Genomic DNA, 22927 nt, shown 5'->3' with positions numbered 1-22927 from the left:
GTTGGTGGGTGCAAGAGCAGTTGGATACTCAAAAAGGAACATAGAGTGAGAGTGATCTCGAAGTTGATGTTGTCGGGCGCTGCAGTGGCGGTGCTGGCAGGTATGAGCGGTTGTGCCACGGAAAGCTCCCGGGCCTTGCCGGTGGAAAAGGTCCAGAGCGCCAGCCAGGCCTGGAGTGGTACCCGGGTGCCGATGGCGGTGGGCAAGTTCGATAACCGCTCCAGCTACATGCGCGGGATTTTCTCCGATGGTGTCGACCGCCTCGGCGGCCAGGCCAAGACCATCCTCATCACTCACTTGCAGCAGACCAACCGCTTCAACGTGCTGGATCGCGACAACATGGGCGAGATCCAGCAGGAAGCGGCGATCAAGGGCCAGGCACAGAAGCTCAAGGGCGCGGATTTCGTGGTGACCGGCGACGTTACCGAGTTCGGCCGCAAGGAAACCGGCGATCACCAGCTGTTCGGCATTCTCGGCCGTGGCAAGACCCAGGTGGCCTACGCCAAGGTGGCCTTGAACATCGTCAATATCAGCACCTCCGAAGTGGTCTATTCCACCCAGGGCGCCGGCGAATACGCCTTGTCCAACCGTGAAGTGATCGGCTTCGGCGGCACGGCCTCCTACGACTCGACCCTCAACGGCAAGGTCCTGGACCTGGCCATGCGCGAGGCGGTCAACCGCATGGTCGAGGCCATCGACGCCGGCGCCTGGAAACCAGGTCGCTGATCACCACTGCCAACAGGGAAAGTGCACATATGTTCAAGATCATGATGGCCCGGCCAGCGCTGGCCGCTGTCGTGCTGGGCAGCGTATTGCTGGCCGGCTGCAGCGGGCCGAAGACGCTGTACCAGTGGGAAAGCTACCAGTCCCAGACCTACGAGTACTTCAAGGGCGAGGGCGCCCGCGAGGCCCAGGTCGAGGCGCTGGAGCGCGACCTGCAGAAAATCAAGTCCACCGGCAAGGCGGTGCCGCCGGGTTACCACGCACACCTGGGCATGCTCTACGCCGGCCTGGGCAAGGATGACCAGATGGTGCAGCAGTTCAACACCGAGAAGGCGCTGTTTCCGGAGTCGGCGAAGTACATGGACTTCCTGCTCAAGAACGCCAAGCAGGGGGCCGCGCAATGAACCTGTCGACCCTGCGCAACCTCCTGGGCCTGCTGACGGTCAGCCTGCTGGTGGGCTGCGCCGCCCCCAAGACCGTGGACTACGCGGCCTACAAACAAGCCAGGCCGAAGTCGATCCTGGTGCTGCCGCCGCTCAACGAGTCGCCGGACGTCAAGGCCACCTACAGCATGCTGTCCCAGGTGACGCTGCCGTTGGCCGAAGCCGGTTACTACGTGATGCCGATCGCGGTGGTGGACGAAACCTTCCGTCATAACGGCCTGACCAACCCGGCGGATATCCACGGCCTGCCGCCCACCAAGCTCAACGAAATCTTCGGCGCCGATGCCGGCCTGTACATCACCGTCAAGGAGTACGGCACCAGCTACATGCTGATCAGCAGCGAGACCGCGGTGACCGCCAGCGCCACCCTGGTCGACCTCAAGACCGGCACCACCCTGTGGACCGGCAGCGCCCGGGCTTCGAGCGAGGAAGGCAACAACAACAGCGGGGGCCTGGTGGGCATGCTGATCACCGCCGCGGTGAAGCAGATCGTCAACACCTCCACCGACGCCGGCCATCCGATCGCCGGTGTCACCAGCCAGCGCCTGCTGTCGGCCGGGCAGCACAACGGCCTGCTGTACGGTCCGCATTCGCCGAAATACGGCACCGACTGATTCACCCGGGGCGGGCAATCCGCCCCTGCCAGGCGGCGCCGCGAGCGTCCGCCTGGACTGGCCGGCATCGCCTATCCTGTCTGTTCAGTCTTGCCGGGTGCGCAGGTCCAGGTGAAATCCGGAAACCATTGTCCCGGCCAGGCCTCCAAGGCTCGAGGGCGGTGTGCAGCCCTTTGCCAATCCATGCCGTGCCACGTTCTTCACAGAGTCCGTTCATGCCGTTCTTATCCGATCATCACGGGTGTCAGGGCTGGAAAGGCGAGATGGCCAGTCGCATCCGCGCCTTCGACTGGTCCCTGACCAGCCTCGGCCCGTTGCAGCACTGGAGCCACAGCCTGCGCAGCACGGTGCAACTGATGCTCGGTTCGCCCGTGCCGATGGTGATGCTCTGGGGCCCCCTGGGCTACATGATCTACAACGACGCCTATGCGGTCTTCGCCGGCGGACGCCATCCCTACCTGCTCGGTTGCGCGGTGGAGCGCGGCTGGCCGGAGGTGGCCGAGTTCAATCGCGGGGTGATGAACACCTGCCTGAGCGGCGGCACCCTGACCTACCACAACAAGGATCTGGTGCTGCTGCGCAACGGGGCGCCGGAGAGTGTCTGGCTGGACCTCTACTACAGCCCGGTGGCCGATGATGACCAGGCCCCGGCCGGGGTCATCGCCGTTGTCGTGGAAACCACCGCCCATGTGATTTCCGAGCAGCGCCGGCAGGCTGCCGAGGCGGCCTACCGCGCCGAGAACGAGCGAGTCCAGCTGGCCTTGAACGCCGGGGCGTTGCTCGGTTCCTTCGTGTGGGACATCCAGCACGACAGGTTTTCCAGCGACGAGCGTTTTGCCCGGACCTTTTCCTACCCGGCCGGGCAAGCCCTGGACGATTTGCCGATCGCCGTCGCCGAAAGCCGCATCCATCCCGATGACCTGCCACGCATTCGCGAACTGGTGGACTACAGCCTGACCCATGGCGGCGCGTACAACGCGGAATATCGGATACGTCGCGCCGACGATAGCTACAGCTGGGTGCTGGCCTGCGGTCGTTGTGAGCTCGACGACCAGGGCCGGGCCTTGCGCTTTCCCGGGGTGCTGATCGATATCCAGGAGCGCAAGCTCGCCGAAGAAGCCTTGCGCCAGTTGACCCGCGACCTGGAGCAGCGGGTGCTCAAGGAGGTCGACGCGCGGTTGAGCGCCGAGGAGCGCCTGCGCCAGGCGCAGAAGCTCGAGGCCATCGGCGGGCTCACCGGTGGCGTGGCCCATGACTTCAACAACCTGTTGCAGGTGATCTCCGGCAACCTGCACCTGCTGGCCCGCCACGAGCCGGATAACGCCAATGTGCAACGACGGACCGGGGCCGCGCTGGCGGCGGTGGAGCGCGGGGCCAAGCTGTCGGCGCAGCTGCTGGCCTTCGCCCGGCGCCAGCCGTTGTCCCCGGCGGTCTACGATCCGCGCCACCTGTATGAAGACCTGGGCGAACTGTTGCAACGCGCCCTGGGGGAAACCATCAGCATCGAAGTGCAGTTGCCCGCAGACCCCTGGTGCATCCATGTCGACCGCAACCAGCTGGAGAATGCGGTGCTCAACCTGGTGCTCAATGCCCGGGATGCCATGGGCGGCGAGGGCAGCATCCTGATCCGCGCCGAGAACCTGGTGCTGGAGCGCGAGCAATGCCTGGGCAAGGACATCGAGCCGGGCCAGTACCTGTGCCTGACCGTGGCCGATAGCGGTGGAGGCATGTCGGCCGAGGTCTTGGCGCAGGCCTTCGAGCCGTTCTTCACCACCAAGAGCGATAGCCATGGCACCGGCCTGGGCCTGAGCATGGTGTTCGGTTTCGTCAAGCAGAGCGGCGGCCATGTGGAGATCCTCAGCAGCCCCGAGCAGGGGACCCGGGTCCGGATGTATTTCGCCCGTTGCCCCGATCGCGAAGTGGTCAGCGCACGCAAGCCCCATGGCCAGGGCGCGGGCGGCCAGGAGAGCATCCTGGTGGTGGAGGACAACGTCGATGTGCGCAGCGCCGCAGTGGAGATGCTCAGGCTCGAGGGATACCGGGTCAGTACCGCGGCCAGCGGCGATGCCGCCATGCAGATGTTGCTGGAGGGGCTCAAGGTGGATCTGATCTTCACCGACGTGGTGATGCCCGGCCTGATCAAGAGCACCGAACTTGCCACCTGGGCCAAGACCCAGGCCCCGCCGATCGCCGTGCTGTTCACCTCCGGGCACACTCGCGACCTGATCTCGCGGGACCATTTGCTCAGCCCGGACACTTACCTGTTGAGCAAGCCCTACGGACCCGAGGACTTGAGCGCCATGGTGCGCTCGCTGCTGGGGACCTGACGGCGCCAGTGTGACGCGGCGCATGAAAATCCAATCGGCCTGACGACAAACTGGCGCCAGGCTTCTAGTCTGTACCGAATTGAATGAACTTGTACTGTTTGGCCGATGACCAAGGACAGGGGCACCGACCGCCTGATCCCACAACAACAATGCTTGTCTTGCGCGGTTTTTTCCTTTCAACCTCTTTGGATCCTCTGCCCGTGATCTCTACCCTCGAACTGCGCAGAATCATCGAAACCAGCTTCCTGCCCCTGCACTGCCAATGCACCATCGGCCATGACGGCGCCATGACCGTGCGTATCTGCGATCCGGCCTCTGGCCGCGTCGACCTGTTCGTGACCGGTATCTCCACTCGTTCCCTGACCAGCTCCCGGGCCATCTGCGAGCTGATCACCGAACTGCGCTACGACCTGCGGCACACCGGACTGGCGGCGGAGCAGGGCACCGGGCAACCGCTGCGGCGCTGAGTAGCCGCTGGCCACCGGGCTTGCCCTGGGCCCTGGGGGATATGTGATGATCGGTGGTCGCGCTCCTCGCATTTCATGATTCCCCAGACAAGGCAGGTCCATGACTTCTTCGTCCGATCGTTCCGCTGATTCCCCGGACAGCACCGCAGCAACCCACAGTTCCGGATTCGTGCGGGTGCGTGGCGCCCGCGAGCACAACCTGCGCAACGTCGACGTCGACATTCCCCGGGATGCGCTGGTGGTGTTCAGCGGCGTGTCCGGTTCGGGCAAGTCGTCCCTGGCGTTCTCGACCCTGTATGCCGAGGCCCAGCGACGCTATTTCGAATCGGTGGCGCCCTATGCGCGGCGTTTGATCGACCAGGTCGGGGTGCCGGACGTGGACCGCATCGACGGCCTGCCCCCGGCGGTAGCCCTGCAACAACAGCGCGGCAGCCCCAGTACGCGGTCCTCGGTGGGCAGCGTGACCACCTTGTCCAGCCTGGTACGCATGTTGTACTCCCGGGCCGGCAGCTACCCGCCCGGGCAAGCGATGCTGTATGCCGAGGACTTCTCGCCCAACACCCCCCAGGGCGCCTGCCCGCAATGCCATGGCCTGGGCCGGGTGTACGAGGTGGACGAGGCGAGCATGGTCCCCGACCCATCGCTGACCATCCGCCAGCGCGCGGTGGCTTCCTGGCCCCTGGCCTGGCAGGGGCAGAACCTGCGGGACATCCTGGTGACCCTGGGCTACGACGTGGACATTCCCTGGCGCGACCTGCCCAGGGAGCAGCGCGACTGGATCCTGTTCACCGAAGACACGCCGACGGTGCCGGTGTATGCCGGGCTCACCCCGGAACAGACTCGCCAGGCCCTGGCGCGCCAGCAGGAGCCCAGCTACATGGGCACTTTCAGCGGCGCCCGGCGCTATGTGCTGCACACCTTCACCCATACCCAGAGCGCCTTGATGAAAAAGCGCGTGGCGCAGTTCATGCGCGGCAGCCAGTGCCCCTTGTGCGACGGCAAGCGGCTCAAGCGCGAGGCGCTCGCGGTGACTTTCGCCGGGCTGGATATCGGCGAGCTGGCGCGCATGCCGCTGCTGCAACTGGCCGAGGTGCTTGCGCCGGTGGCCGCCGGCACGCAGGTAGCGCAGGACGCTGTGCAGCTGTCGCCGGAGAAGCTCCTGGCGGCGCAGCGCATCGCCCAGGATCTGCTGGAACGGGTCGCCACCCTGGTGGACCTGGGGCTGGGCTACCTGGCGTTGGAGCGCAGCACGCCGACCCTGTCCCCCGGCGAGTTGCAGCGCTTGCGCCTGGCGACCCAGCTGGGCTCGCAGCTGTTCGGGGTGATCTATGTGCTGGACGAGCCCTCCGCGGGCCTGCATCCAGCGGATGCCGAGGCCCTGTTCGCGGCCTTGCAGCGCCTCAAGGCTGCGGGCAACTCATTGTTCGTGGTGGAGCACGACCTGCAGACCATGCGCCGGGCCGACTGGCTGGTGGATGTCGGGCCGGCGGCCGGCGAGCGCGGTGGCCAGGTGCTGTACAGCGGGCCACCGGCGGGGCTGGCGACCATCGAGGCTTCGCAAACCCGGCCCTACCTGTTCGCCGGGCAGGCCCCGGTGGCGCATACCCCGCGCCAGCCCCGGGACTGGTTGCGCCTGGCCGGCATCACCCGCAATAACCTCAAGGACCTGGATGTCGAGTTTCCCCTGGGCTGCTTCACCGCCGTGACCGGGGTTTCCGGTTCCGGCAAGTCGAGCCTGGTCAGCCAGGCGCTGCTGGAGCTGGTCGGCGCCCAGCTGGGCAAGCTGCCTGCCGCTGAGGAGGCCGCGCAGTTGGACCTGGAGGACGAGGTTCCCGTTGCCAGCGGCGGGCGGGTGGTGGCGGGCATGGAGCGGGTCAAGCGCCTGGTACAGGTGGACCAGAAGCCCATCGGGCGTACTCCACGCTCCAACCTGGCGACCTACACCGGCTTGTTCGACCAGGTGCGCAAACTGTTCGCCGCTACCCCCGAGGCCCGGGCCCGGGGTTATGACGCCGGACAGTTTTCCTTCAACGTCGCCAAGGGCCGTTGCCCGGCCTGCGAGGGCGAGGGTTTCGTCAGCGTCGAGCTGCTGTTCATGCCTAGCGTCTTCGCGCCATGCCCGACCTGCCATGGCGCGCGTTATCACCCGCAGACCCTGGAAGTGACCTGGCAGGGCCTGAACATCGCCCAGGTCCTGCAATTGAACGTCGAGCAGGCCTTGCCGGTCTTCGCCGAGCAGCCGGCGATCCTGCGGGCCCTGCAGGTGCTGAGCGACATCGGCCTGGACTACTTGCGCCTGGGCCAGCCGGCCACCGAGCTGTCCGGTGGCGAGGCGCAGCGCATCAAGCTGGCCACCGAACTGCAACGCAATGCCCGTGGCGCCACCCTCTATGTGCTGGACGAGCCCACTACGGGCCTGCATCCCAGGGACGTGGACCGGCTGCTGGAGCAGTTGGACAAGCTGGTGGCCGCAGGACACAGCGTGGTGGTGGTCGAGCATGAAATGCGCGTGGTGGCGAGGGCCGACTGGGTCATCGATATCGGCCCGGGCGCGGGCGACCAGGGTGGTCGCCTGGTGGCCTGCGGCACTGCGCAGCAGGTGGCCAGGCAGGGTGAAAGCCGTACCGCGCCGTTCCTGGCGGCGGCCCTGGGCGGGAATTGATCCAGGGCAGCCGAGGGCGACGAACGGTTACCGCTGGTCTGATTGGCGGTCGACAGACCCGGGGAGCCAAGGCCATGCTGATGGCTGGCAGGGGCGTGAGGACGCCCCTGCTGCCGATCAACCACGGAGGTGTTCCATGCCGGTGACCCACGATCTTTACCAGGACCTGAGCTGCAGCAAAGAAGACATTCAACAGCGTCGGGCCAAGGATCCCCACCTCAATGCACTGTTCGACAAGTACAACAGTATCGACGACCAGGTGCTCAAGGCCGAAGCAGCGGCCGCTGCAGACGATGAAGTAAGGAAGCTCAAGGAAAAACGCCTGCTGATCAAGGATGAGATCTCCCAGAAACTCACCGCCCGTTCCTGACCTCCCGCCCTTGGCGCCTGTGGTTCGACCACAGGCCGCCGATAACCGACCTCCATTTCCTTGTATCCCTGCGGCAACGGCGAGAGGGCCCCTGCCTGCAGCCGCTGAGCCTGCGGGGCCGGGCCAAGGCCCGCAGGACCTTCAGCGACCCGCAATTCAGCGCGTCCGGCTGACCCCACGGGGCGGCCTCCAGGCCTCAGTGCTCCAACGCTTGCTGCAATGGCAAGCGCGCCATGTGCCGGGCACTCAAGGAGCCCAGGTACAACGCATCGCCGTACTCGCGCACCGTGGTAATCGGCGAATAGTTACCGCTGCTGCCATCCTGCAGGTTGGCGATCACCCGGCCCTGGGTGTCCAGGCCCAGCACGAAGCCGCGTTTTTCCACCGGCTTGGGCAATACCTGCATGGCCCGCACCAGCATCTTGCGCACGAAAGGGTAGGCGGCGGTGCCGTCCAGCAGGGCATTGCGCGGCGCATACAGGGCCACCCAGAAACGATCACGGCCATTGAAGCTGAGGTTGTCCGGCAGCCCCGGCAGGTTATCGATGAACAGGTCGTGCTGGCCGGTCTTGTCGCCCTTGAGCCAGTAGCGGCTGATGCGGTAGGCGCCGGTCTCGTTGACCAGGACGAAGGCCTCGTCCGGGCCCAGGGCGATGCCATTGGCGAACTCCAGGCCGTCGAGCAGGACCTCGGTCCGGCCACTCTGGAAGTCGTAGCGCAACAGGCGGCCATCGCCACCATGTTCGATCACCGCCTCGCCGTCGTGGCCATAACCCCAACGGCTGCTGGCGTCGCTGAAATAGGCGTAGCGACCGGCGGCATCCACCGCGACATCGTCGGTGAAGCCGAATTTCAGGCCATTGGCCGTGTCGCTCAAGACCTGGATCTGGCCCTGTCCGTCCAGGGCCAGCAGGCCCTTGATGGCGTCGGCGATGATCAAGCGGCCGTCCGGATGCCGGGCCAGGCCCAGGGGCCGGCCACCGGTATTGGCCAGTACCTTGAGGGCCGTGCCGTCGAGGCTGGTCTGGATCACCCGGCCATCATGCAGGCCGGTGAGCAACTGGTCGTTTTCCAGCAGTAGCGCCTCGGGGCCGGCGATATCCCGGGCACCGACCGCCTGCACGGCCTTGAGCTTCTGGTTCTCGGCGTAGGGGCCCTGGCTCATCGATGGCGCAGGCGAGGGCTGCCAGGCCACTGGCTGGACCTTGGTCGGCGCCAGCAGCAGGAAGGCCAGGATGGCGATTACCAGCAGCAGGATGATCCGGCCGAGGCCGAAGCGGCGAGGGGCGATCTGGTTCATGCAATGACTCCTGTCGGTGTGCGGTTCAGGACGGGCTGGCAGCCGGCGCGGCGGGCTGCGCTGCGATGGTTTGTTGGGCCATCTTGCACAATGCCTGCATCGAGGCCGCGGACTCCCGTTCTATCCGTCGTTTGAATAGCAACCGATTACCCAGGCGCATCAGCAGGTTGTCGAAGCCATATTCCAGGGTGCGCACGAAACGGGTGTGTCCGCCTGCCAGGGGCTGGCATTGGTAGGTGACCTGCAACCATAGACCATGATCGCCCCGGGCCGTGGCGCGCCAGCGCTGCCCCGGCAGGTACTCCTCGACCCGCCAGCTCAGGTGGCCGCTGCGCCCGCCGGCGTGGATGTCCTCCTCGAAGCCCTGGCCGCCGGCCAGGGGGCCTGCGGCGCCCTCGACCCGCAGTGAGGAGGGATGCCATTGCGGCCAGCACCTTGGGCTGGCGGCATAGGCCAGGGTGCTGGCGCTACTACGGGGAATGTCGACCTGATGCTGCATGCGGGTCAGGGGCGTGGAACTGGGCACGCTGTGGGACTGTGCCGGGGTTTGCTCCGGCTGCCAGTACAGGGTGCCGAACAGCCAGTCCATCAAGGGCAGGACGATATTGAAGTTGCGTTCCTGCATCAGCTCGCGGCGGTGATGCAGTTCGTGCAGGCGCCGCATCTGGCGGATCCAGGGCAGGCGCGCCAGGGGATGGCCGGCCGGCAAGTGTTCGCAGGCATGGAAGATCTCGTAGGCCAGGTAGCCGATCAGCGTGCAGCTGGCGAACAAGGCCGCGACATTGGCGTTCCACAGGCGCAGCAGCCCCCACAGAGGCAGGGCGAACAGCAGGCTGTGGAGCACGATCAGCCAGGCTGGGAACAGGATCACCCGCCAATCCCGCAAGCCTTCGTAGGCCATCAGCCCCGGGGTGAAGAAACTGTGGTGATCGCCGGTATGCCGGGCGTAGAACAGGCGTCCCAGGCGCCGCTTGTGGTGCCCCAGCCAACGGTGCACCACATAGATGCACAGGTTGAAGAACAGCAGCGCCAGCGGTATCGCCAGCCATTCCAGCGGCTGTACCCGGTCCAGGGTGCTCCACAGCAGGCCGATGCACAGCAGGCCGTAGGCCAGGACGAAGCCGCCGTGCAGCCATGGGTTGTAGCGCGGGCTGACAGCGGCCCGGTATTGCTGGCGAAAGTGCTGGGTGGTGTCGCGCATGGCGCTGCTCCCGTTGTTGTTTTTATTGACTGCAGCCTAGCTCCGGGAGAATTATCCAGCCAATGGATAGTAGGAATGAGCATTATTCATGAAGCTGAATATCCAGCGCCTGGACCTCAACCTGCTGCGGGTGTTCGATGCCTTGATGCAGGAGCAGAACCTGTCCCGGGCCGCCTTGCGGCTCAATCTCAGCCAGCCGGCGGTGAGCAATGCCCTGGCGCGCCTGCGCCGGCACCTGGACGAGCCGTTGTTCGTCCGCACGGCCCGGGGCATGCAACCGACTTCCCGGGCCCAGGGCCTGCATGTGCTGGTGCGCCAGGCCCTGCATCTGCTGCAACAGGGCCTGGACCCGGCTGCCGAGTTCGATCCTGCGGCGGCCGACCAGTTGTTCACCCTGTCGATGAACGACTACGCCCAGGCTCGCCTGTTGCCGGCGCTATCGCGGCACTTGCAGGAGGTGGCGCCGCGGGTACGGCTGGCGGTGCGCAGCGACAGCGCCGACTCGCTGGCGGCTTGGCTCAGTGCGGGCATGCTCGACCTGGCGGTGGACTACCTGTATTTCGACAACCCGGACCTGTGCTACCAGCCATTGCTGGAGGAGCAGTTGGTGGTGATCGGTCGCGCCGGCCATCCGGCCTTCGTTCCCGAGCTGGACCTGGCGGCCTACCAGGGTTGCCAGCATGTGGCGATTCCCGATCGAGGCGGGCGTGGTTCGCCGCTGGAGATCGTGCTGGGCTCGGCGCGGGTCAGGCGCCAGGTGCAGCTGTTCGTACCCAACTACCTGAGCATCCCGCTGATCGTGGCGCAATCCGACCTTCTGGGCACGGTGCCACGGCACCTGGCGGAACATTTCGCCGCGTTGCTGCCGATCCGCATCGCCAGCTTGCCGTTGCTGGCAGCGCCGGTGCAGGTCAGCCTGATCTGGCACCGCCAGCAGCAACATGCGCCGGGGCTGCAATGGTTGCGTGGCGAGATCGGGGCTCTGGCGAGCCAGGGGCCTGGCAGCTAGCGTCGCCCTTTACGGGGCTTGCCTGTGTAGTCCAGGCCAGAGATTTTTCCTACTTCTATTCAGGATGTATCTTGAATTCAGCTCGAGGGCGCTTTGGCTAGCATGGGTTTTTACCCGGAGCCGCAGTCCATGAAGACCCTGAACGTATTGCTGTTGTGTTCGAACACCTTCAGGGTCCGGCGCTTTGCCCGGATACTCGACAGCGCTGCCTTCGTGCAACTCCAGGTGGTCTGTAGCGACGACGACTGGACCTGCTTTCCGCCTTGTACGCAGGCCCCGGACCTGGTGATCTGCGACTCCCTGCCAGCCACTAGGGCTATCCATTACCTACGTCGGCTCTGCGAGCACTACCCATTCTTCTCGATGGTCGCGAGCACTAACCTGGAGACCTCGATCCGCTGGGGCCTGGCGAATTTCCTTGAGTATTCGGGCAAGCACGACCTGGGCAGTTTCGATGAGCCGGACGCCTCCCAGCTTGGCGAGTTGCTGCTCAAGGCCCTGGCTCTCAAGTCCAGGAGGGCCGGCCAGGACTACTGGCAGTTGGCGCCGCGCGAGCCGCTCACGCAAGAGCAGGCGCTGCTGGCCCTGGAACAACGACAGATCGTGGCTTTTTTCCAGCCCCAGGTGTGCCTCAAGACCCAACGCATCACCGGGGCCGAGACCCTGGTGCGCTGGCTGCATCCGAGCCGGGGCGTGTTGGGGCCTGGTGTTTTTCTCGCTCTGTTCGAGCGACCCGAGCAACAGCTCCAGCTGTTCCATGACCTGTTGCAACAGGGCCTGGACTTGCAACGCCGGTTGCCGGCTGGTCAGGGGGTTGGGCTGGTGTTTTCCTACAATCTTGAGGCCAGCCAGTTACGCGAGCCAGGACTCGCCCCGCAGATTCTGCAGCGGATCGAGGCCGCCGCGGTGCCGGCCAGCCAGGTGACCCTGGAGATCACCGAGCGCGGGGCCCTGGTCCTGGATATGCAGAGCATCGAGAACATCAGCCTCCTGGTGAAAAGCGGGGTACGCCTGTCCCTCGATGACTTTGGCTGCGGGTATTCCTCGCTGACCCGCCTGGCGGACATTCCCTTCAGCCAGGTCAAGCTCGATGCAGGGCTCATCGGCAATGCCCTGGGGCCCAAGCAAAGCCTGATCATCGAGGCCGTGGTCAGGCTGGCCCGATCCCTCGAGCTGGAACTGGTGGCCGAAGGTGTCGAGACCCCGGGGCAGCGGGCACACTTGCGGCGCCTGGGGGTTGGCGCGGCCCAAGGCTACCTGTTCCACAAGCCCATGGATGGCGCCAGCCTGCTGCGCTTGCTGGCCATGGAGGATATGGCCCCTCGGGGATTGCACCAGGAGACGCCAGGGCCAGGCGGCTTGCTCAAGGCGCCTTGAGCATCACATAGGCTTCGCCGCCACGCCGATCGTGCATCAACAGGAATACCTTGCCGTCGATGGTGAGCTTGGCGGGCAGGGTCTGTGCCACCGGCGTGCTGGAGAACTTGCCGGCAACGCTGAGGAATTGCCGGGTCAGGGAGCTGTCGTTCTGGCTCGGGGTGGTGACGGCGCATTCCTGGTTGGCCCGCACCTGGACCCCAACGCTCTGGTCCTGGTTCATGCCCATCCTGGCGAACCCTGCGTCGTTCAACTCCCCGATACCATGCTCGCGAGCAGCGGTGGCGGCGCCGTTGAAGGACGGAGCGGATTTCAGGCAGATATCGCGAAAGGCCAGGATCCCGGCGGAGGTGACCGTGGGTTCGCTTTCGATTTCCCGGGTCACGCTGGTACAGGCGCCGAGCAGGCTGGCGGCGAGCGTGATGAGCAGGGCAGTGCGGGGCAGGGGGAGCATGGGTGATCCTCGGGCGGGCAAGCGGGTTTGTGTAGCAGCGTAGGCACGCGAGCCCCACAGATCAATGCCGAACTTCCCACCCGTAGCCGCTGTCGAGACTGCGCCCGGGCGCGTAGCGGCCGCAAGATTGCGTGGCGCGGTGCATCGGGCCAGTCACTGGTGCTCAGTCGAAGCCGATGCTGGTGCTGTGGCGGGTCTCGCGGTCGTGCAACTGGTCGATATCGGTTTCGTAGGTGCATTGCCCGCTGCACTTGTATTCGTAGCTCACCGAAGGTTTGACCGACAGCTTGAGGCCTGGAACGGTCGGTTCCGGGGCCTGGGGCCGGGCGTTGGGAGCCGCCAGTGGCGGTTCGGGATACTTGAGGTCGAGCCCTTGGGACTGGGCCGGGACAGCCAGCGCCGCCAACAACAGTCCCGGGAAAAACGCTTTGCAACTGAACATCATCGATTTCGCACTGCCATAAAAGGGGTTGCCGATTATAACGAAGCAGGCGCCGGGCAATTAACCGCTTTGCTCCGGGCTCGAACATGAAGGATTTGTCACCGGCCCCGGGTGCGTCTGCTTCTACACTGCCATGGGTTCCCGTGGCCAAGGACATTCCCCATGCCGGCAAGATCCCCGAGCAGCATCCTCGACACCCCCGAAGGCCAGCGCCTGCACGGACCGGACGCCGAACACTGGCGTCAGTGGGGGCCTTACCTGAGCGAACGGCAATGGGGCACGGTCCGCGAGGACTACAGCGCCGACGGCGAAGCCTGGAAGTACTTCCCCCATGACCACGCCCGCAGCCGCGCCTATCGCTGGGGCGAGGATGGCCTGGCCGGGTTCTCCGACAAGGACCAGCACTGGTGCCTGGGGCTGGCGTTGTGGAACGAGCGTGACGGCATTCTCAAGGAACGCCTGTTCGGCCTGGACAATGCCGAGGGCAACCATGGCGAGGACGTCAAGGAGCTGTACTTCTACCTCGACGGCGTGCCCAGCCATGCCTACATGCGCATGCTCTACAAGTACCCCCAGGGAGCCTTTCCCTATGCCGACCTGGTCGCGGAAAACGCCCGCCGTGGCCTGGATGATGCCGAGTACGAAATCCTCGACACCGGGATCTTCGAGGACGACCGCTACTTCGATGTGACGGTGGAGTATGCCAAGCACACCGTAGACGACCTGTTGATGCGGGTCACGGTGCACAACCGCTACCACCAGCCGGCGCGCCTGCGGGTCTTGCCCCAGGTCTGGGCGCGCAACACCTGGAGCTGGGGTGGTGACCAGCCCCGGCCGAGCCTGCGCCTGGAGGGTGAGCGACTGCTGGCCCGGCATCCCAAGCTGCCCGAGCGTGAGGTCAGCGCCTGGGGAGCCGAGCCCTGCCAGTGGTTGTTCTGCCACAACCAGAGCAATTTCCAGCGGCTCGAGGGCCTGGCCTGCCCGGGGCCGTTCAAGGACGGGATCAACGATTACCTGGTGCACGGCCAAGCCACGGCGGTGACCTTCGACTCCGGCTCCAAGGCCGCCGCGCATTTCGCCCTGGAACTGGCCGGCGGCCAGAGCCGTAGCCTGTACCTGCGCTTCGCCCCGGCGGGCAGCGGGCCGGTCAATGCCCGTCGCCTGTTCGAGCAGCGCCGCGCCGAGGCCGACCAGTTCTACGGGGCCTTGCAGCAGGGCATCACCGACGCCGATGCGCGCAATGTGCAGCGCCAGGCCCTGGCCGGGCTGCTGTGGTCCAAGCAGCTGTACTACTTCGACGTCAACCAGTGGCTCGACGGCGACCCCGGGCAACCGGCGCCGCCCGAATCGCGCCAGCACTTGCGCAATAGCCATTGGCGACACCTGTCCAACTGCGACATCGTCAGCATGCCCGACACCTGGGAATACCCCTGGTACGCCTCCTGGGACCTGGGCTTCCAGGCGGTGGCGTTCGCCCTGATCGACCCGGGGTTCGCCAAGCAGCAACTGCTGTTGCTGGTCAAGGACCGCTTCATGCACCCCAATGGGCAGTTGCCGGCTTACGAATGGCGTTTCGACGACGCCAACCCGCCGGTGCATGCCTGGGCCTGCTGGCGGGTCTACCAGCAGGAGAAGGCCCTCACGGGCGAGGGCGACATGGACTTTCTCGAACGGGTCCTGCACAAGCTGCTGCTGAACTTCTCCTGGTGGGTCAATCGCAAGGACTCGGAGGGCCGCAACCTGTTCCAGGGTGGTTTTCTCGGCCTGGACAACATCGCCCTGTTCGATCGTTCCGCGCCCTTGCCGCCGGGGTACAGCCTGGACCAGGCCGACGGCACCGCCTGGGTCGCGGCCTATGCCCTGGACCTGATGCGCATCGCCCTGGAACTGGCCCGGCGCAACCCGGTATACGTGGATATCGCAGTGAAGTTCTTCGAGCATTTCCTGTACATCGCCGGGGCCATCAACCGGGTGGACGACAGCGCCGAGGGCCTGTGGGACGAACAGGACCAGTTCTTCTACGATGTGCTGCAACGTCCCGACGGCCGCAGCGAGCCGCTGCGCCTGCGCTCCATCGTCGGCCTGTTGCCGTTGTTCGCGGTGCAGGTGCTGGAACAGCACGAACATGAATGCCTGCCGGGGCTGGCCCAGCGCCTGCTGGGCTTTTTGCACCATCGGCCGGACCTGGCCAACCTGGTGTCGCGCTGGTACGAGCCGGGCAAGGGCAACCGCCTGCTGCTGGCCTTGCTGCGCGGGGAACGAACCAAGGATTTGCTCAAGCGCATGCTCGACGAGAACGAGTTCCTCTCGGAGTTCGGGATTCGTTCGCTGTCCAGGGTCTTCGAGCAGCCATTCGCCCTGCAGGTCGACGGCAAGCAGCTGTGCGCCCGTTACGAGCCGGCCGAGTCCGGTTCGCGCCTGTATGGCGGCAACTCCAATTGGCGCGGGCCGCTGTGGATGCCGATCAATTACTTGCTGATCGAATCCCTGCGCGAATTCCATCGCTACTACGACGTCAACTTCTCGGTGGAATATCCCCGGGGCTCGGGTTACCTGGCGTCACTGCAAGAAGTGGCCGACAGCCTGGGCCAGCGCCTGACCCGGTTGTTTATGCTGGACGAAGACGGGCGGCGGCCGTCCATGAGCGGCTACCCGCAGTTGCAGGCCGATGCCCGGGATCGTGACCTGGTGCTGTTCCATGAGTACTTTCATGGCGACAACGGACGCGGGCTGGGGGCCAGCCACCAGACCGGCTGGACCGCATTGGTGGCGCTGCTGTTGCAGCCGGGGGCCTGAAGTCGCCGCCCGGCAAGCCGGGCGACGGCTCAGGAGGGGAACGCGGTTCAACCCACCAGGGCGATGTCCTGGGGCTTGGCCCAGCTTTCGATCAGGCGCTCGGGGGTGCAGCAGGTCTTGCGCTTGTACACGAAATTGCGGCATTTCTCGGCGAAGCCCTTGCGGTTCTGCACCATGTCCATGTGCATTTCTTCCAGCTCGGCATTGCGGCAGTGCTGCATCAACTGCGGGTCGGCGTCGAGCTTGCGCTGGCGCAGGTGCTGGTAGCGCGGGTCGCTGGGCACGGCGTTGGCCCGTTGCAGCAGCCACAGGCCGAACTCTTCGGGATCCCGTGGACCCACTTCCTGGACCATGCCCATCTGCAGGGCCTGGAGGGCGCTGATGGGCAGACAGGCCTCGGTCAACTGGCGGGCCAGGGGCTGGCCCACGGCGCGGGGCAGGCTGTAGGTCCAGTATTCGGAACCGAACAGGCCCATGCTCTTGTAATGCGGGTTGTACACGGTATCGGCCCGGGCCAGGACCACATCGGCGGCCAGGGCCAGCATCAGCCCGCCGGCGCCGGCATTGCCGGTCAGGCCGCTGACCACCAGCTGGCGGGCGGTGAGCAGCTCGCGGCAGACATCGTCGATGGCCTGGATATTGGCCCAGGCCTCCAGGCCCGGTTCATCTGCCGCCTGGATCACGTTCAGGTGCACGCCATTGCAGAATGCGCCACGGCCGCCGCGCACCAGCAACACCTGGGTGTCGCGGGCCTTGGCCCATTGCAGGGCGCTGACCAGGCGCTGGCATTGCTCGGTGCTCATGGCGCCGTTGTAGAACTCGAAGGTCAGCTCGCCGACCTTGCCGGATTCGCGATAACGGATCGGCTGGTAGGCCTCGGCGCTGAACGGCGTGCTGGCCACCGACCAGTCCAGTACCGGCACTGCGGCCAGGCGTTCGCCGAGCACATGGCGCGCCGGACGCTTGAAGGTCTCTTCGCCGGGCTGGGGCTTGAGCCGCAGGGAGCCGATCCACAGGCTGCTGTCGCCGCAGGCCACCAGTATCGCGTCGTCGTGTACCGCCAGCAGTTCCCCCGGGGTACCGGTGCGCGGGTCCAGGTGCGCGTCGTAAACGTAGTACTGGCCACCGGCGAGGCTGGCCAGGACTCCGGGCTGGCCATCGGCGGCATCGATGCTGCGCTTGATGAACTGGGCGCAGTCATGCCAGCTGAAGGTGCGGTCCGCCTGCTTCATGTTCGGTTGCAGGCGGCCGAGCACCGAGGGCTTGTCGTAGTCCAGTGGTTCGGGGGTGTAGCCGTTGCGGAATTTTTCCACCACATCGCGGACGCAGTGGATCGCCGCATCGCTGACCGGACCGTTGTACAGCTCGGACTTGCGCATCCCGGCCGGCAGGTTGAATTCGTGGGTGGCCCAGATCGGCCCGGCGTCCATTTCTTCCACCGCCTGCAGGGCAGTGACGCCCCAGCGCTTGAGTTCCTTGCTGATGGCCCAGTCCAGGGCGCTGGCACCCCGATCGCCGACGATGCCCGGGTGGATGATCACCACCGGCCGCTTGGGGTTGCTCCACAGCTGCTGCGGCACCCGGTCCTTGAGGAAGGGGCAGATCACCAGGTCGGCGCCGGCGTCCTCGACCTGCCGGCAGACTTCCTCTTCGCTGGTGAACAACACGACGCTGGGACGATGCCCGGCCTGGCGCAGGTCGAGCCAGGCGCGTTGAGTGAGGCCATTGAAAGCGGTGGACAGCAGGATGATCTTCAGTGATCGCATGACAAGACTCTTCCTTGAGTGATGGGGCTGGCGGCTCCCGTTGAGCCGTCCGTGGCCGTGATGGAGGCGCAAGAGTAGGGGGGCACAGGCAACCACCTGCTGACCGAGATCAATCAAGCGGCACCCAGGGTGCAGAGGCCGCTGGATGGCTTATGTTTTTTAGTTATCGCCAGAGAATTTTTAATTACTTCAAAACAAGGTCGACGCTGTTGCACAGTCGCTGCCTCAATCCGGGACCGGGACTGGCCCGGCGCAATCATCGGTGTGCCAGGCGCTCGAGCGCCTGCCGAGGGAGCAAGGCATGGGTACGAATCCGAACCCTCATTACCCGCTGATCGGGCAGATGTTCAAAAAGGACTACCAATGGTTGTGCGCCTCCGTCGCCCGGGCCCTGGGCTGTCACCACAGCGCCCAGGACATCGCCTCGGAAACCTTCGTGCGGGTCCTGGCGTTGCCCGATCCGAGCGCCATTCGTGAACCACGGGCGTTGTTGACCACCATCGCCCGGCGCCTGGTCTACGAAGGCTGGCGCCGTCAGGACCTGGAGCGCGCCTACCTGGAAAGCCTGGCGCTGGCGCCTGCGCCGGTGCACCCGTCGCCCGAAGAACGGGCTTTGCTGATCGAGGCGTTGCTGGCGGTGGACCGTCTGCTCGATGGCCTGTCGGCCAAGGCCAAGGCGGCCTTCCTCTATCACCAACTGGACGGCCTGACCTATGCCCAGATCGGCGCCTTGCTGGAGGTGTCCACCAGCCGGGTGCAGCAGTACATGGCCGAGGCGTTCAAGCGTTGCTACCTGGCATTGGTGGAAACATGAGCCGCTCGCGGATCGACCCGGCGGTGGTGGACGAGGCCGCCCAGTGGATGGCCCTGTTGCAGTCGGGGCAGATGAGCGCGGTGCAAGCCGAGGCGTTCGCCGCCTGGCGCAGCGCCGACCCTGAGCATGAGCAGGTCATCGGCCTGATGGGCGGCGGGTTCGCGGCCCTGCAACACAATGCCCTGCGCCAGCTGAGCCGCGACAGCCTGCTGCACAGCCTCAATGCCCCCTCGAGCCGGCGGCGCTTCCTCGGCAGCAGCCTGGGCCTGCTGGGCGCGGCGTTGGCAACGGGGCTGCTGGGGCGCCAGCTGGATTGGTGGCCGCCCGCCGGCGCACTGTACACCGGCGTGGGCGAGCGTCGCAGCCTGACCCTCGACGACGGCAGTGCGCTGCTGCTCGATGCCCAGACCCGGGTGCTGGCGCATTTCGACCAGGCCCAGCGCCACCTTGAACTGTGCAGTGGGGAGTTGCAGGTGGACGTGGCCAGGGATCCGTCGCGACCGTTCGTGGTGCAGACCGAGCATGGTCGCATGCGTGCCCTGGGGACCCGTTTCCTGGTGCGTCGCGACGAAGCCTCGACCCAGTTGGTGATGCTGCATTCCCAGGTGGAGGTGCTGACGGCCAATGGCACCCGGCAAGTGGCGACGGCGGGGCAGAGCCTGCGTTTCGACGGCCAGGGCTTGTTGGCCCTGGAGGCGGCCAAGGGCTATGAAAGCGCCTGGACCCGGGGCCTGCTGGAGGCGCGCGATCGGCCGCTGGGGGAAATCGTCGAGCAATTGCGCCGATACCGACGCGGCATCCTGCGGGTCGATCCCGAGGTCGCCGGCTTGCGCTTGAGCGGCCTCTATCCGCTGGACGAAAGTGATCGCACCCTGCAACTGCTGGAGCGCTCGCTGCCGATCCGGGTGCGTTACCACAGCCCCTACTGGGTCAGCATCGAGCCGCGCCAAGGCGGGTTATAAGCTCATAGCCCCTTGGCCTAACCCACGGCCTATAAAAAACCGCCTGCCGCTGCTCATTCCCTGCAACTGCATTCAACAGGGAAGGGCTTCGGGATGTCTTCACAGAACTGCTTCAACCGTCCGCTCCGGCATCTATGCCGATTGTCGTTGGCCGTAGTCCTGGGCATCGCCAGTTGCCCGGCGCCGCTTCTGGCCCAGGAACCGGCGGCCGGAGTCTTCTCCTTCGATATCACCAAGGGGCCGCTGGACCAGGTGCTCCTGGATATCTCGCGCCAGAGCGGGGTACCGATCTCCTTTCGCCAGGACCTGGTGCAAGGCAAGCAGGGGCCGGCCATTCGTGGCGCGCTGGAAACTCGCCAGGCGCTGGAGCGGGCGTTGCAAGGCAGCGGCCTGGAAGTGGAGGCCAGCGACCAGGGCCTGGTCTTGCGCCCGGCAGCGGCCAAGCCTGCCCCGGCTGCGGTCCGCGCCGATAGCTCCGCCAGTGCCAGCGAGCCACGGCTATCGAAGGTCACGGTCACCGGCTCGCGCATCGCCCGGGCGCAGACCGACGGTGCGACTCCGGTCACCGTGATCACCCAGCAGGAGATGGAGGCCCGGGGTTATCGCAATGTCTACGACGCCCTGGCGACCCAGACCCAGAACACCGGCATGACCCAGGGCGAGGACTACGGCAACACCTGGCAACCGGCGGCCAGTGCCCTCAACCTGCGCGGCCTGGGCCCCAACCATACGCTGGTGCTGATCAACGGCCGGCGAGTGGCGGACTATCCGACCGCCTATGGCGGCCAGGTCAACTTCACCAACCTGGCCAACATTCCTTCGGCGGTCATCGAACGCATCGAGATCCTCAGCAGTGGGGCCTCGGCGATCTACGGCTCGGATGCCATCGCCGGGGTGGTCAACATCATCCTCAAGAAGAAGATCGACGGCATCGACCTCAACCTGCGCGGTGGCACCAGCGAGCGTGGTGGTGGCGACAACCAGCGCCTGCAATTGAGCGGTGGCGGCAGCTGGGGCGACTTCGATGGCCTGTTCGGCCTGGAGCTGACCCGGCGCGAACCGATCTGGGCCGACGACCGCGGGTTCATGAGCAGCAGCCCGGCGGTGGACGTCGGCTACCGGCGCAACCTCGATACCGGCCGCTACCTGGGCCCCGGGTGTGGCGCCTACCAGGGCACCTTCGGCAATCACCTGGGCGGTAGCGGCGGGCGCTGTACCACCGACCAGATGTACAACGACTACTGGACCTTGCAGACCCAGAAGGAAAACTACGACGGCTACACCCGCGGTACCTGGCACTTCAGCGATAGCGGGCAGTTGTACGCCGACCTGATGTACGGCCTGGACCATATCCAGAACAACACCCGCGGCCCGACCTTCACCTCCCCGGATTTCATCAACGCCAACACCGGCAATCTCGAGCGCTGGTTCCGGCGCTTCTCCGAGGAGGAGATCGGCGGGCGCACCAGCAACAACAGCAAATGGCGGGAGACTTCCTGGACCGGCACCCTGGGGCTGTCCGACCAACTCGGCGACAGTGGCTGGAGCTACGAGCTGGCGGCCAACCGCTCGGAATATCGCAGCGTGCGCAGCACCCGCTACCGGCCGTTGTCGACCATCCGCGATTTCTACCTGGGGCCGCAGCTGGGTACCCAGGATGGCCACCCGGTGTTCGCTCCGGACCCGGCGCGCCTGGACCGGCCGCTGACTCCCGACGAGTGGCGCCAGTTCCGTCGCAACCAGACCGAGACCAGCCGCTCGGTGTCGCAGACCTACAACGCCTCGATTAACGGTGATCTGTTCGACTTGCCGGCCGGGCCGGTGGGGTTCGCCGGGGTGTTGGAAATGGGCAAGCAGTCGTATCGCATCGAGCCCGACTCGGGGCTCAACGAGGGGCTGTTCTACGGCGTTGCACCGGCGCAGGAGTCCGGTGGCTCGCGCAAGCGCTACGCCCTGGGCGGCGAGTTCAGCGTGCCGGTCACCGATAGCGTGCTGGCGTCCCTGGCCGGACGCTGGGACCAGTACAAGTTCGCCGATCGCAGCGAGCAGCAGAAGACCTACAACCTGGGCCTGGAATGGCGCCCGCTGACCAGCCTGCTGGTACGCGGCAGCTATGGCACCAGCTTTCGTGCGCCGGACCTGAACTACATCTACCAGGCCGACAACAACGGCTACTACCCCGACCAGATCGACTACTACGGCTGCAGCAAGGGCGTGGAGGGCGCCTGCGATCGCGGGCGGGTGGACTACGTGCAGAGTGGCACCAGCGACCTCAAGTCCGAGCGCGGCAAGTCCTGGACCTATGGCCTGGTCTGGTCGCCGTCGCGCAACTTCGATATTTCCGCCGACTACTGGCGGGTGCAGATCGACGACTTGCTGACGAGCGTGGATCAGAACCGCCTGTTGCAGGAAGAGAACGCCTGCCGCAGCGGCGCCCAGGACATCAACTCGGCCAGTTGCCAGGCAGTGCTGGCGCGGGTCCAGCGCAACCCCGGCAATGCCGCGGTGGACCCCAACAAGCTGCAGCAGGTGCGGGTCAATGCCATCAACGCCGCCAGCGAGCGGGTCAGCGGCCTGGATATCAAGAGCAACATTCGCTGGGGCGCTGGCGACTACGGGGCATTCAGCTCGACCCTGGGCTACACCCTGGTGCTTTCGCATTACTACAAGGAGTCCGACCAGGCCGCGAGCCTGGATTTGCGCTCCGACCGCAGCAACCATGACTGGCGCAGCAAGGCCAACGCCAGCCTGACCTGGGACTATGCGCACTACAGCGCGACCCTGATGGGTATCCGCTACGGCAGCGTCACCAATGGCAACGGCGATGGCCGGCTGTCGCCCTGGACGGTGTTCAACGCCAGCGCCCGTTACAAGATCAACGACCGCGCCAGCCTCGGCCTGACCGTCAACAACCTGCTCAACCAGTACAAGCACGATGATTCCGCTGGCTGGCCCTATTACCCCACCGGCAACTACGACGCCTACGGGCGCCAATGGTGGCTGGACCTGAGCTACCACTTCGGCAGTTGAATCCCCGTGGCCCTGCGAGCCCTGCGCAGCCAGCGGCAGCGGCCACACCAGCGGCGGTTCTTGTAGCCGCTGCCGAGCCTGCGAGGCTGCGCCAAGGTCCGCAGGACCTTCAGCGCTGGGGCGAGCGGTGCATTCCCGGTGGGTATAAGGTCAGCTCCCAACGGTCTAAA

General features: G+C 65.8%; 18 protein-coding genes. 13 read left to right on the top strand and 5 right to left on the bottom strand.

The features are described from left to right. The first annotated feature begins 66 nt into the window (after positions 1 to 66). From GDH07_RS25855 to GDH07_RS25825, 7 genes are all read left to right on the top strand, one after another. Positions 67 to 726, top strand: coding sequence for a CsgG/HfaB family protein (locus GDH07_RS25855; protein WP_152899490.1), 660 nt, complete (start codon positions 67 to 69; stop codon positions 724 to 726). A gap of 29 nt (positions 727 to 755) precedes the next feature. Then, positions 756 to 1127, top strand: a complete 372-nt coding sequence (locus tag GDH07_RS25850) for a DUF4810 domain-containing protein (protein WP_022639433.1) — start codon at positions 756 to 758, stop codon at positions 1125 to 1127. Further along, on the top strand, positions 1124 to 1780 hold the full coding sequence (locus GDH07_RS25845) for a DUF799 domain-containing protein (RefSeq protein ID WP_022639432.1): 657 nt from the start codon (positions 1124 to 1126) through the stop codon (positions 1778 to 1780). Before GDH07_RS25850 ends, GDH07_RS25845 begins: the two co-directional genes overlap by 4 nt. A 215-nt stretch (positions 1781 to 1995) precedes the next feature. Further along, positions 1996 to 4107: a hybrid sensor histidine kinase/response regulator gene (locus tag GDH07_RS25840; RefSeq protein WP_152899330.1), complete on the top strand. Its 2112-nt coding sequence runs from the start codon at positions 1996 to 1998 to the stop codon at positions 4105 to 4107. Between the two features lie 200 nt (positions 4108 to 4307). Beyond that, entirely contained in the window at positions 4308 to 4574 is a 267-nt protein-coding gene (locus tag GDH07_RS25835; protein WP_022639430.1) for a DUF1652 domain-containing protein, read from the top strand. A 100-nt stretch (positions 4575 to 4674) separates the two neighbouring features. Next, positions 4675 to 7236 (top strand): excinuclease ABC subunit UvrA, encoded by a 2562-nt coding sequence (locus GDH07_RS25830; RefSeq protein WP_152899328.1) that lies wholly within the window; start codon positions 4675 to 4677, stop codon positions 7234 to 7236. 136 nt (positions 7237 to 7372) lie between these two features. Further along, positions 7373 to 7606, top strand: a complete 234-nt coding sequence (locus tag GDH07_RS25825; RefSeq protein ID WP_022639428.1) for a DUF465 domain-containing protein — start codon at positions 7373 to 7375, stop codon at positions 7604 to 7606. 196 nt (positions 7607 to 7802) lie between these two features. Here GDH07_RS25825 and GDH07_RS25820 read toward each other — a convergent pair whose 3' ends face one another. Together GDH07_RS25820 and GDH07_RS25815 are read right to left on the bottom strand one after the other, a co-directional pair. Further along, positions 7803 to 8906 carry an SMP-30/gluconolactonase/LRE family protein gene (locus tag GDH07_RS25820; protein ID WP_152899327.1) on the bottom strand — a complete coding sequence of 368 codons (1104 nt, stop codon included), beginning with the start codon at positions 8904 to 8906 and terminating at the stop codon, positions 7803 to 7805. Between the two features lie 25 nt (positions 8907 to 8931). Next, complete coding sequence (locus GDH07_RS25815) at positions 8932 to 10107, bottom strand: SRPBCC family protein (protein WP_152899326.1); 1176 nt, start codon at positions 10105 to 10107, stop codon at positions 8932 to 8934. 88 nt (positions 10108 to 10195) lie between these two features. Between GDH07_RS25815 and bsrA the strand changes: the two genes are divergently transcribed. Together bsrA and GDH07_RS25805 are read left to right on the top strand one after the other, a co-directional pair. Continuing rightward, the gene (gene bsrA / locus GDH07_RS25810) at positions 10196 to 11116 is read left to right on the top strand and encodes a LysR family transcriptional regulator BsrA (protein ID WP_053131202.1); all 921 of its coding nucleotides are present in this window, start codon (positions 10196 to 10198) and stop codon (positions 11114 to 11116) included. A gap of 129 nt (positions 11117 to 11245) precedes the next feature. After that, positions 11246 to 12493 carry an EAL domain-containing protein gene (locus tag GDH07_RS25805; RefSeq protein WP_152899325.1) on the top strand — a complete coding sequence of 416 codons (1248 nt, stop codon included), beginning with the start codon at positions 11246 to 11248 and terminating at the stop codon, positions 12491 to 12493. On the opposite strand, the gene GDH07_RS25800 is transcribed toward GDH07_RS25805, so the two are convergent. Both GDH07_RS25800 and GDH07_RS25795 read right to left on the bottom strand, forming a co-directional pair. After that, a complete protein-coding gene (locus GDH07_RS25800; protein WP_152899324.1) occupies positions 12480 to 12947 on the bottom strand; it encodes a hypothetical protein in 468 nt (155 codons plus the stop codon). The two genes, GDH07_RS25805 and GDH07_RS25800, sit on opposite strands and share 14 nt — an antisense overlap. Before the next feature lie 163 nt (positions 12948 to 13110). After that, complete coding sequence (locus GDH07_RS25795) at positions 13111 to 13389, bottom strand: hypothetical protein (RefSeq protein WP_174435359.1); 279 nt, start codon at positions 13387 to 13389, stop codon at positions 13111 to 13113. Between the two features lie 162 nt (positions 13390 to 13551). On the opposite strand from GDH07_RS25795, the gene GDH07_RS25790 reads away from it, so the two are divergent. Next, complete coding sequence (locus GDH07_RS25790; RefSeq protein ID WP_152899323.1) at positions 13552 to 16185, top strand: MGH1-like glycoside hydrolase domain-containing protein; 2634 nt, start codon at positions 13552 to 13554, stop codon at positions 16183 to 16185. A 47-nt stretch (positions 16186 to 16232) separates the two neighbouring features. Here GDH07_RS25790 and GDH07_RS25785 read toward each other — a convergent pair whose 3' ends face one another. Then, the gene (locus tag GDH07_RS25785; RefSeq protein WP_152899322.1) at positions 16233 to 17951 is read right to left on the bottom strand and encodes a hydrogenase maturation protein; all 1719 of its coding nucleotides are present in this window, start codon (positions 17949 to 17951) and stop codon (positions 16233 to 16235) included. 301 nt (positions 17952 to 18252) lie between these two features. Between GDH07_RS25785 and GDH07_RS25780 the strand changes: the two genes are divergently transcribed. The 3 genes from GDH07_RS25780 (at position 18253) to GDH07_RS25770 (ending at position 22757) form a co-directional block, all read left to right on the top strand. After that, positions 18253 to 18765, top strand: coding sequence for a sigma-70 family RNA polymerase sigma factor (locus tag GDH07_RS25780; protein ID WP_022639416.1), 513 nt, complete (start codon positions 18253 to 18255; stop codon positions 18763 to 18765). Continuing rightward, complete coding sequence (locus tag GDH07_RS25775) at positions 18762 to 19727, top strand: FecR domain-containing protein (RefSeq protein ID WP_152899321.1); 966 nt, start codon at positions 18762 to 18764, stop codon at positions 19725 to 19727. The genes GDH07_RS25780 and GDH07_RS25775 overlap by 4 nt, the downstream gene beginning before the upstream one ends. 93 nt (positions 19728 to 19820) lie before the next feature. Further along, a complete protein-coding gene (locus tag GDH07_RS25770; RefSeq protein WP_152899320.1) occupies positions 19821 to 22757 on the top strand; it encodes a TonB-dependent receptor in 2937 nt (978 codons plus the stop codon). The last annotated feature ends 170 nt before the right edge of the window (positions 22758 to 22927 follow it).

Source organism: Pseudomonas piscis, from assembly GCF_009380155.1.
Lineage (GTDB): Bacteria > Pseudomonadota > Gammaproteobacteria > Pseudomonadales > Pseudomonadaceae > Aquipseudomonas > Aquipseudomonas piscis.
Note: the sequence above shows the minus strand (reverse complement) of the source record. Positions and strands in the feature narration are given on the sequence as shown.

Coding starts and splice junctions, on each gene's coding strand:
- GDH07_RS25855 (WP_152899490.1), top strand. CDS start 67: ATGTTGTCGGGCGCTGCAGTGGCGGTGCTGGCAGGTATGAGCGGTTGT.
- GDH07_RS25850 (WP_022639433.1), top strand. CDS start 756: ATGTTCAAGATCATGATGGCCCGGCCAGCGCTGGCCGCTGTCGTGCTG.
- GDH07_RS25845 (WP_022639432.1), top strand. CDS start 1,124: ATGAACCTGTCGACCCTGCGCAACCTCCTGGGCCTGCTGACGGTCAGC.
- GDH07_RS25840 (WP_152899330.1), top strand. CDS start 1,996: ATGCCGTTCTTATCCGATCATCACGGGTGTCAGGGCTGGAAAGGCGAG.
- GDH07_RS25830 (WP_152899328.1), top strand. CDS start 4,675: ATGACTTCTTCGTCCGATCGTTCCGCTGATTCCCCGGACAGCACCGCA.
- GDH07_RS25825 (WP_022639428.1), top strand. CDS start 7,373: ATGCCGGTGACCCACGATCTTTACCAGGACCTGAGCTGCAGCAAAGAA.
- GDH07_RS25820 (WP_152899327.1), bottom strand. CDS start 8,906: ATGAACCAGATCGCCCCTCGCCGCTTCGGCCTCGGCCGGATCATCCTG.
- GDH07_RS25815 (WP_152899326.1), bottom strand. CDS start 10,107: ATGCGCGACACCACCCAGCACTTTCGCCAGCAATACCGGGCCGCTGTC.
- bsrA (WP_053131202.1), top strand. CDS start 10,196: ATGAAGCTGAATATCCAGCGCCTGGACCTCAACCTGCTGCGGGTGTTC.
- GDH07_RS25805 (WP_152899325.1), top strand. CDS start 11,246: ATGAAGACCCTGAACGTATTGCTGTTGTGTTCGAACACCTTCAGGGTC.
- GDH07_RS25800 (WP_152899324.1), bottom strand. CDS start 12,947: ATGCTCCCCCTGCCCCGCACTGCCCTGCTCATCACGCTCGCCGCCAGC.
- GDH07_RS25795 (WP_174435359.1), bottom strand. CDS start 13,389: ATGTTCAGTTGCAAAGCGTTTTTCCCGGGACTGTTGTTGGCGGCGCTG.
- GDH07_RS25790 (WP_152899323.1), top strand. CDS start 13,552: ATGCCGGCAAGATCCCCGAGCAGCATCCTCGACACCCCCGAAGGCCAG.
- GDH07_RS25785 (WP_152899322.1), bottom strand. CDS start 17,951: ATGCGATCACTGAAGATCATCCTGCTGTCCACCGCTTTCAATGGCCTC.
- GDH07_RS25780 (WP_022639416.1), top strand. CDS start 18,253: ATGGGTACGAATCCGAACCCTCATTACCCGCTGATCGGGCAGATGTTC.
- GDH07_RS25775 (WP_152899321.1), top strand. CDS start 18,762: ATGAGCCGCTCGCGGATCGACCCGGCGGTGGTGGACGAGGCCGCCCAG.
- GDH07_RS25770 (WP_152899320.1), top strand. CDS start 19,821: ATGTCTTCACAGAACTGCTTCAACCGTCCGCTCCGGCATCTATGCCGA.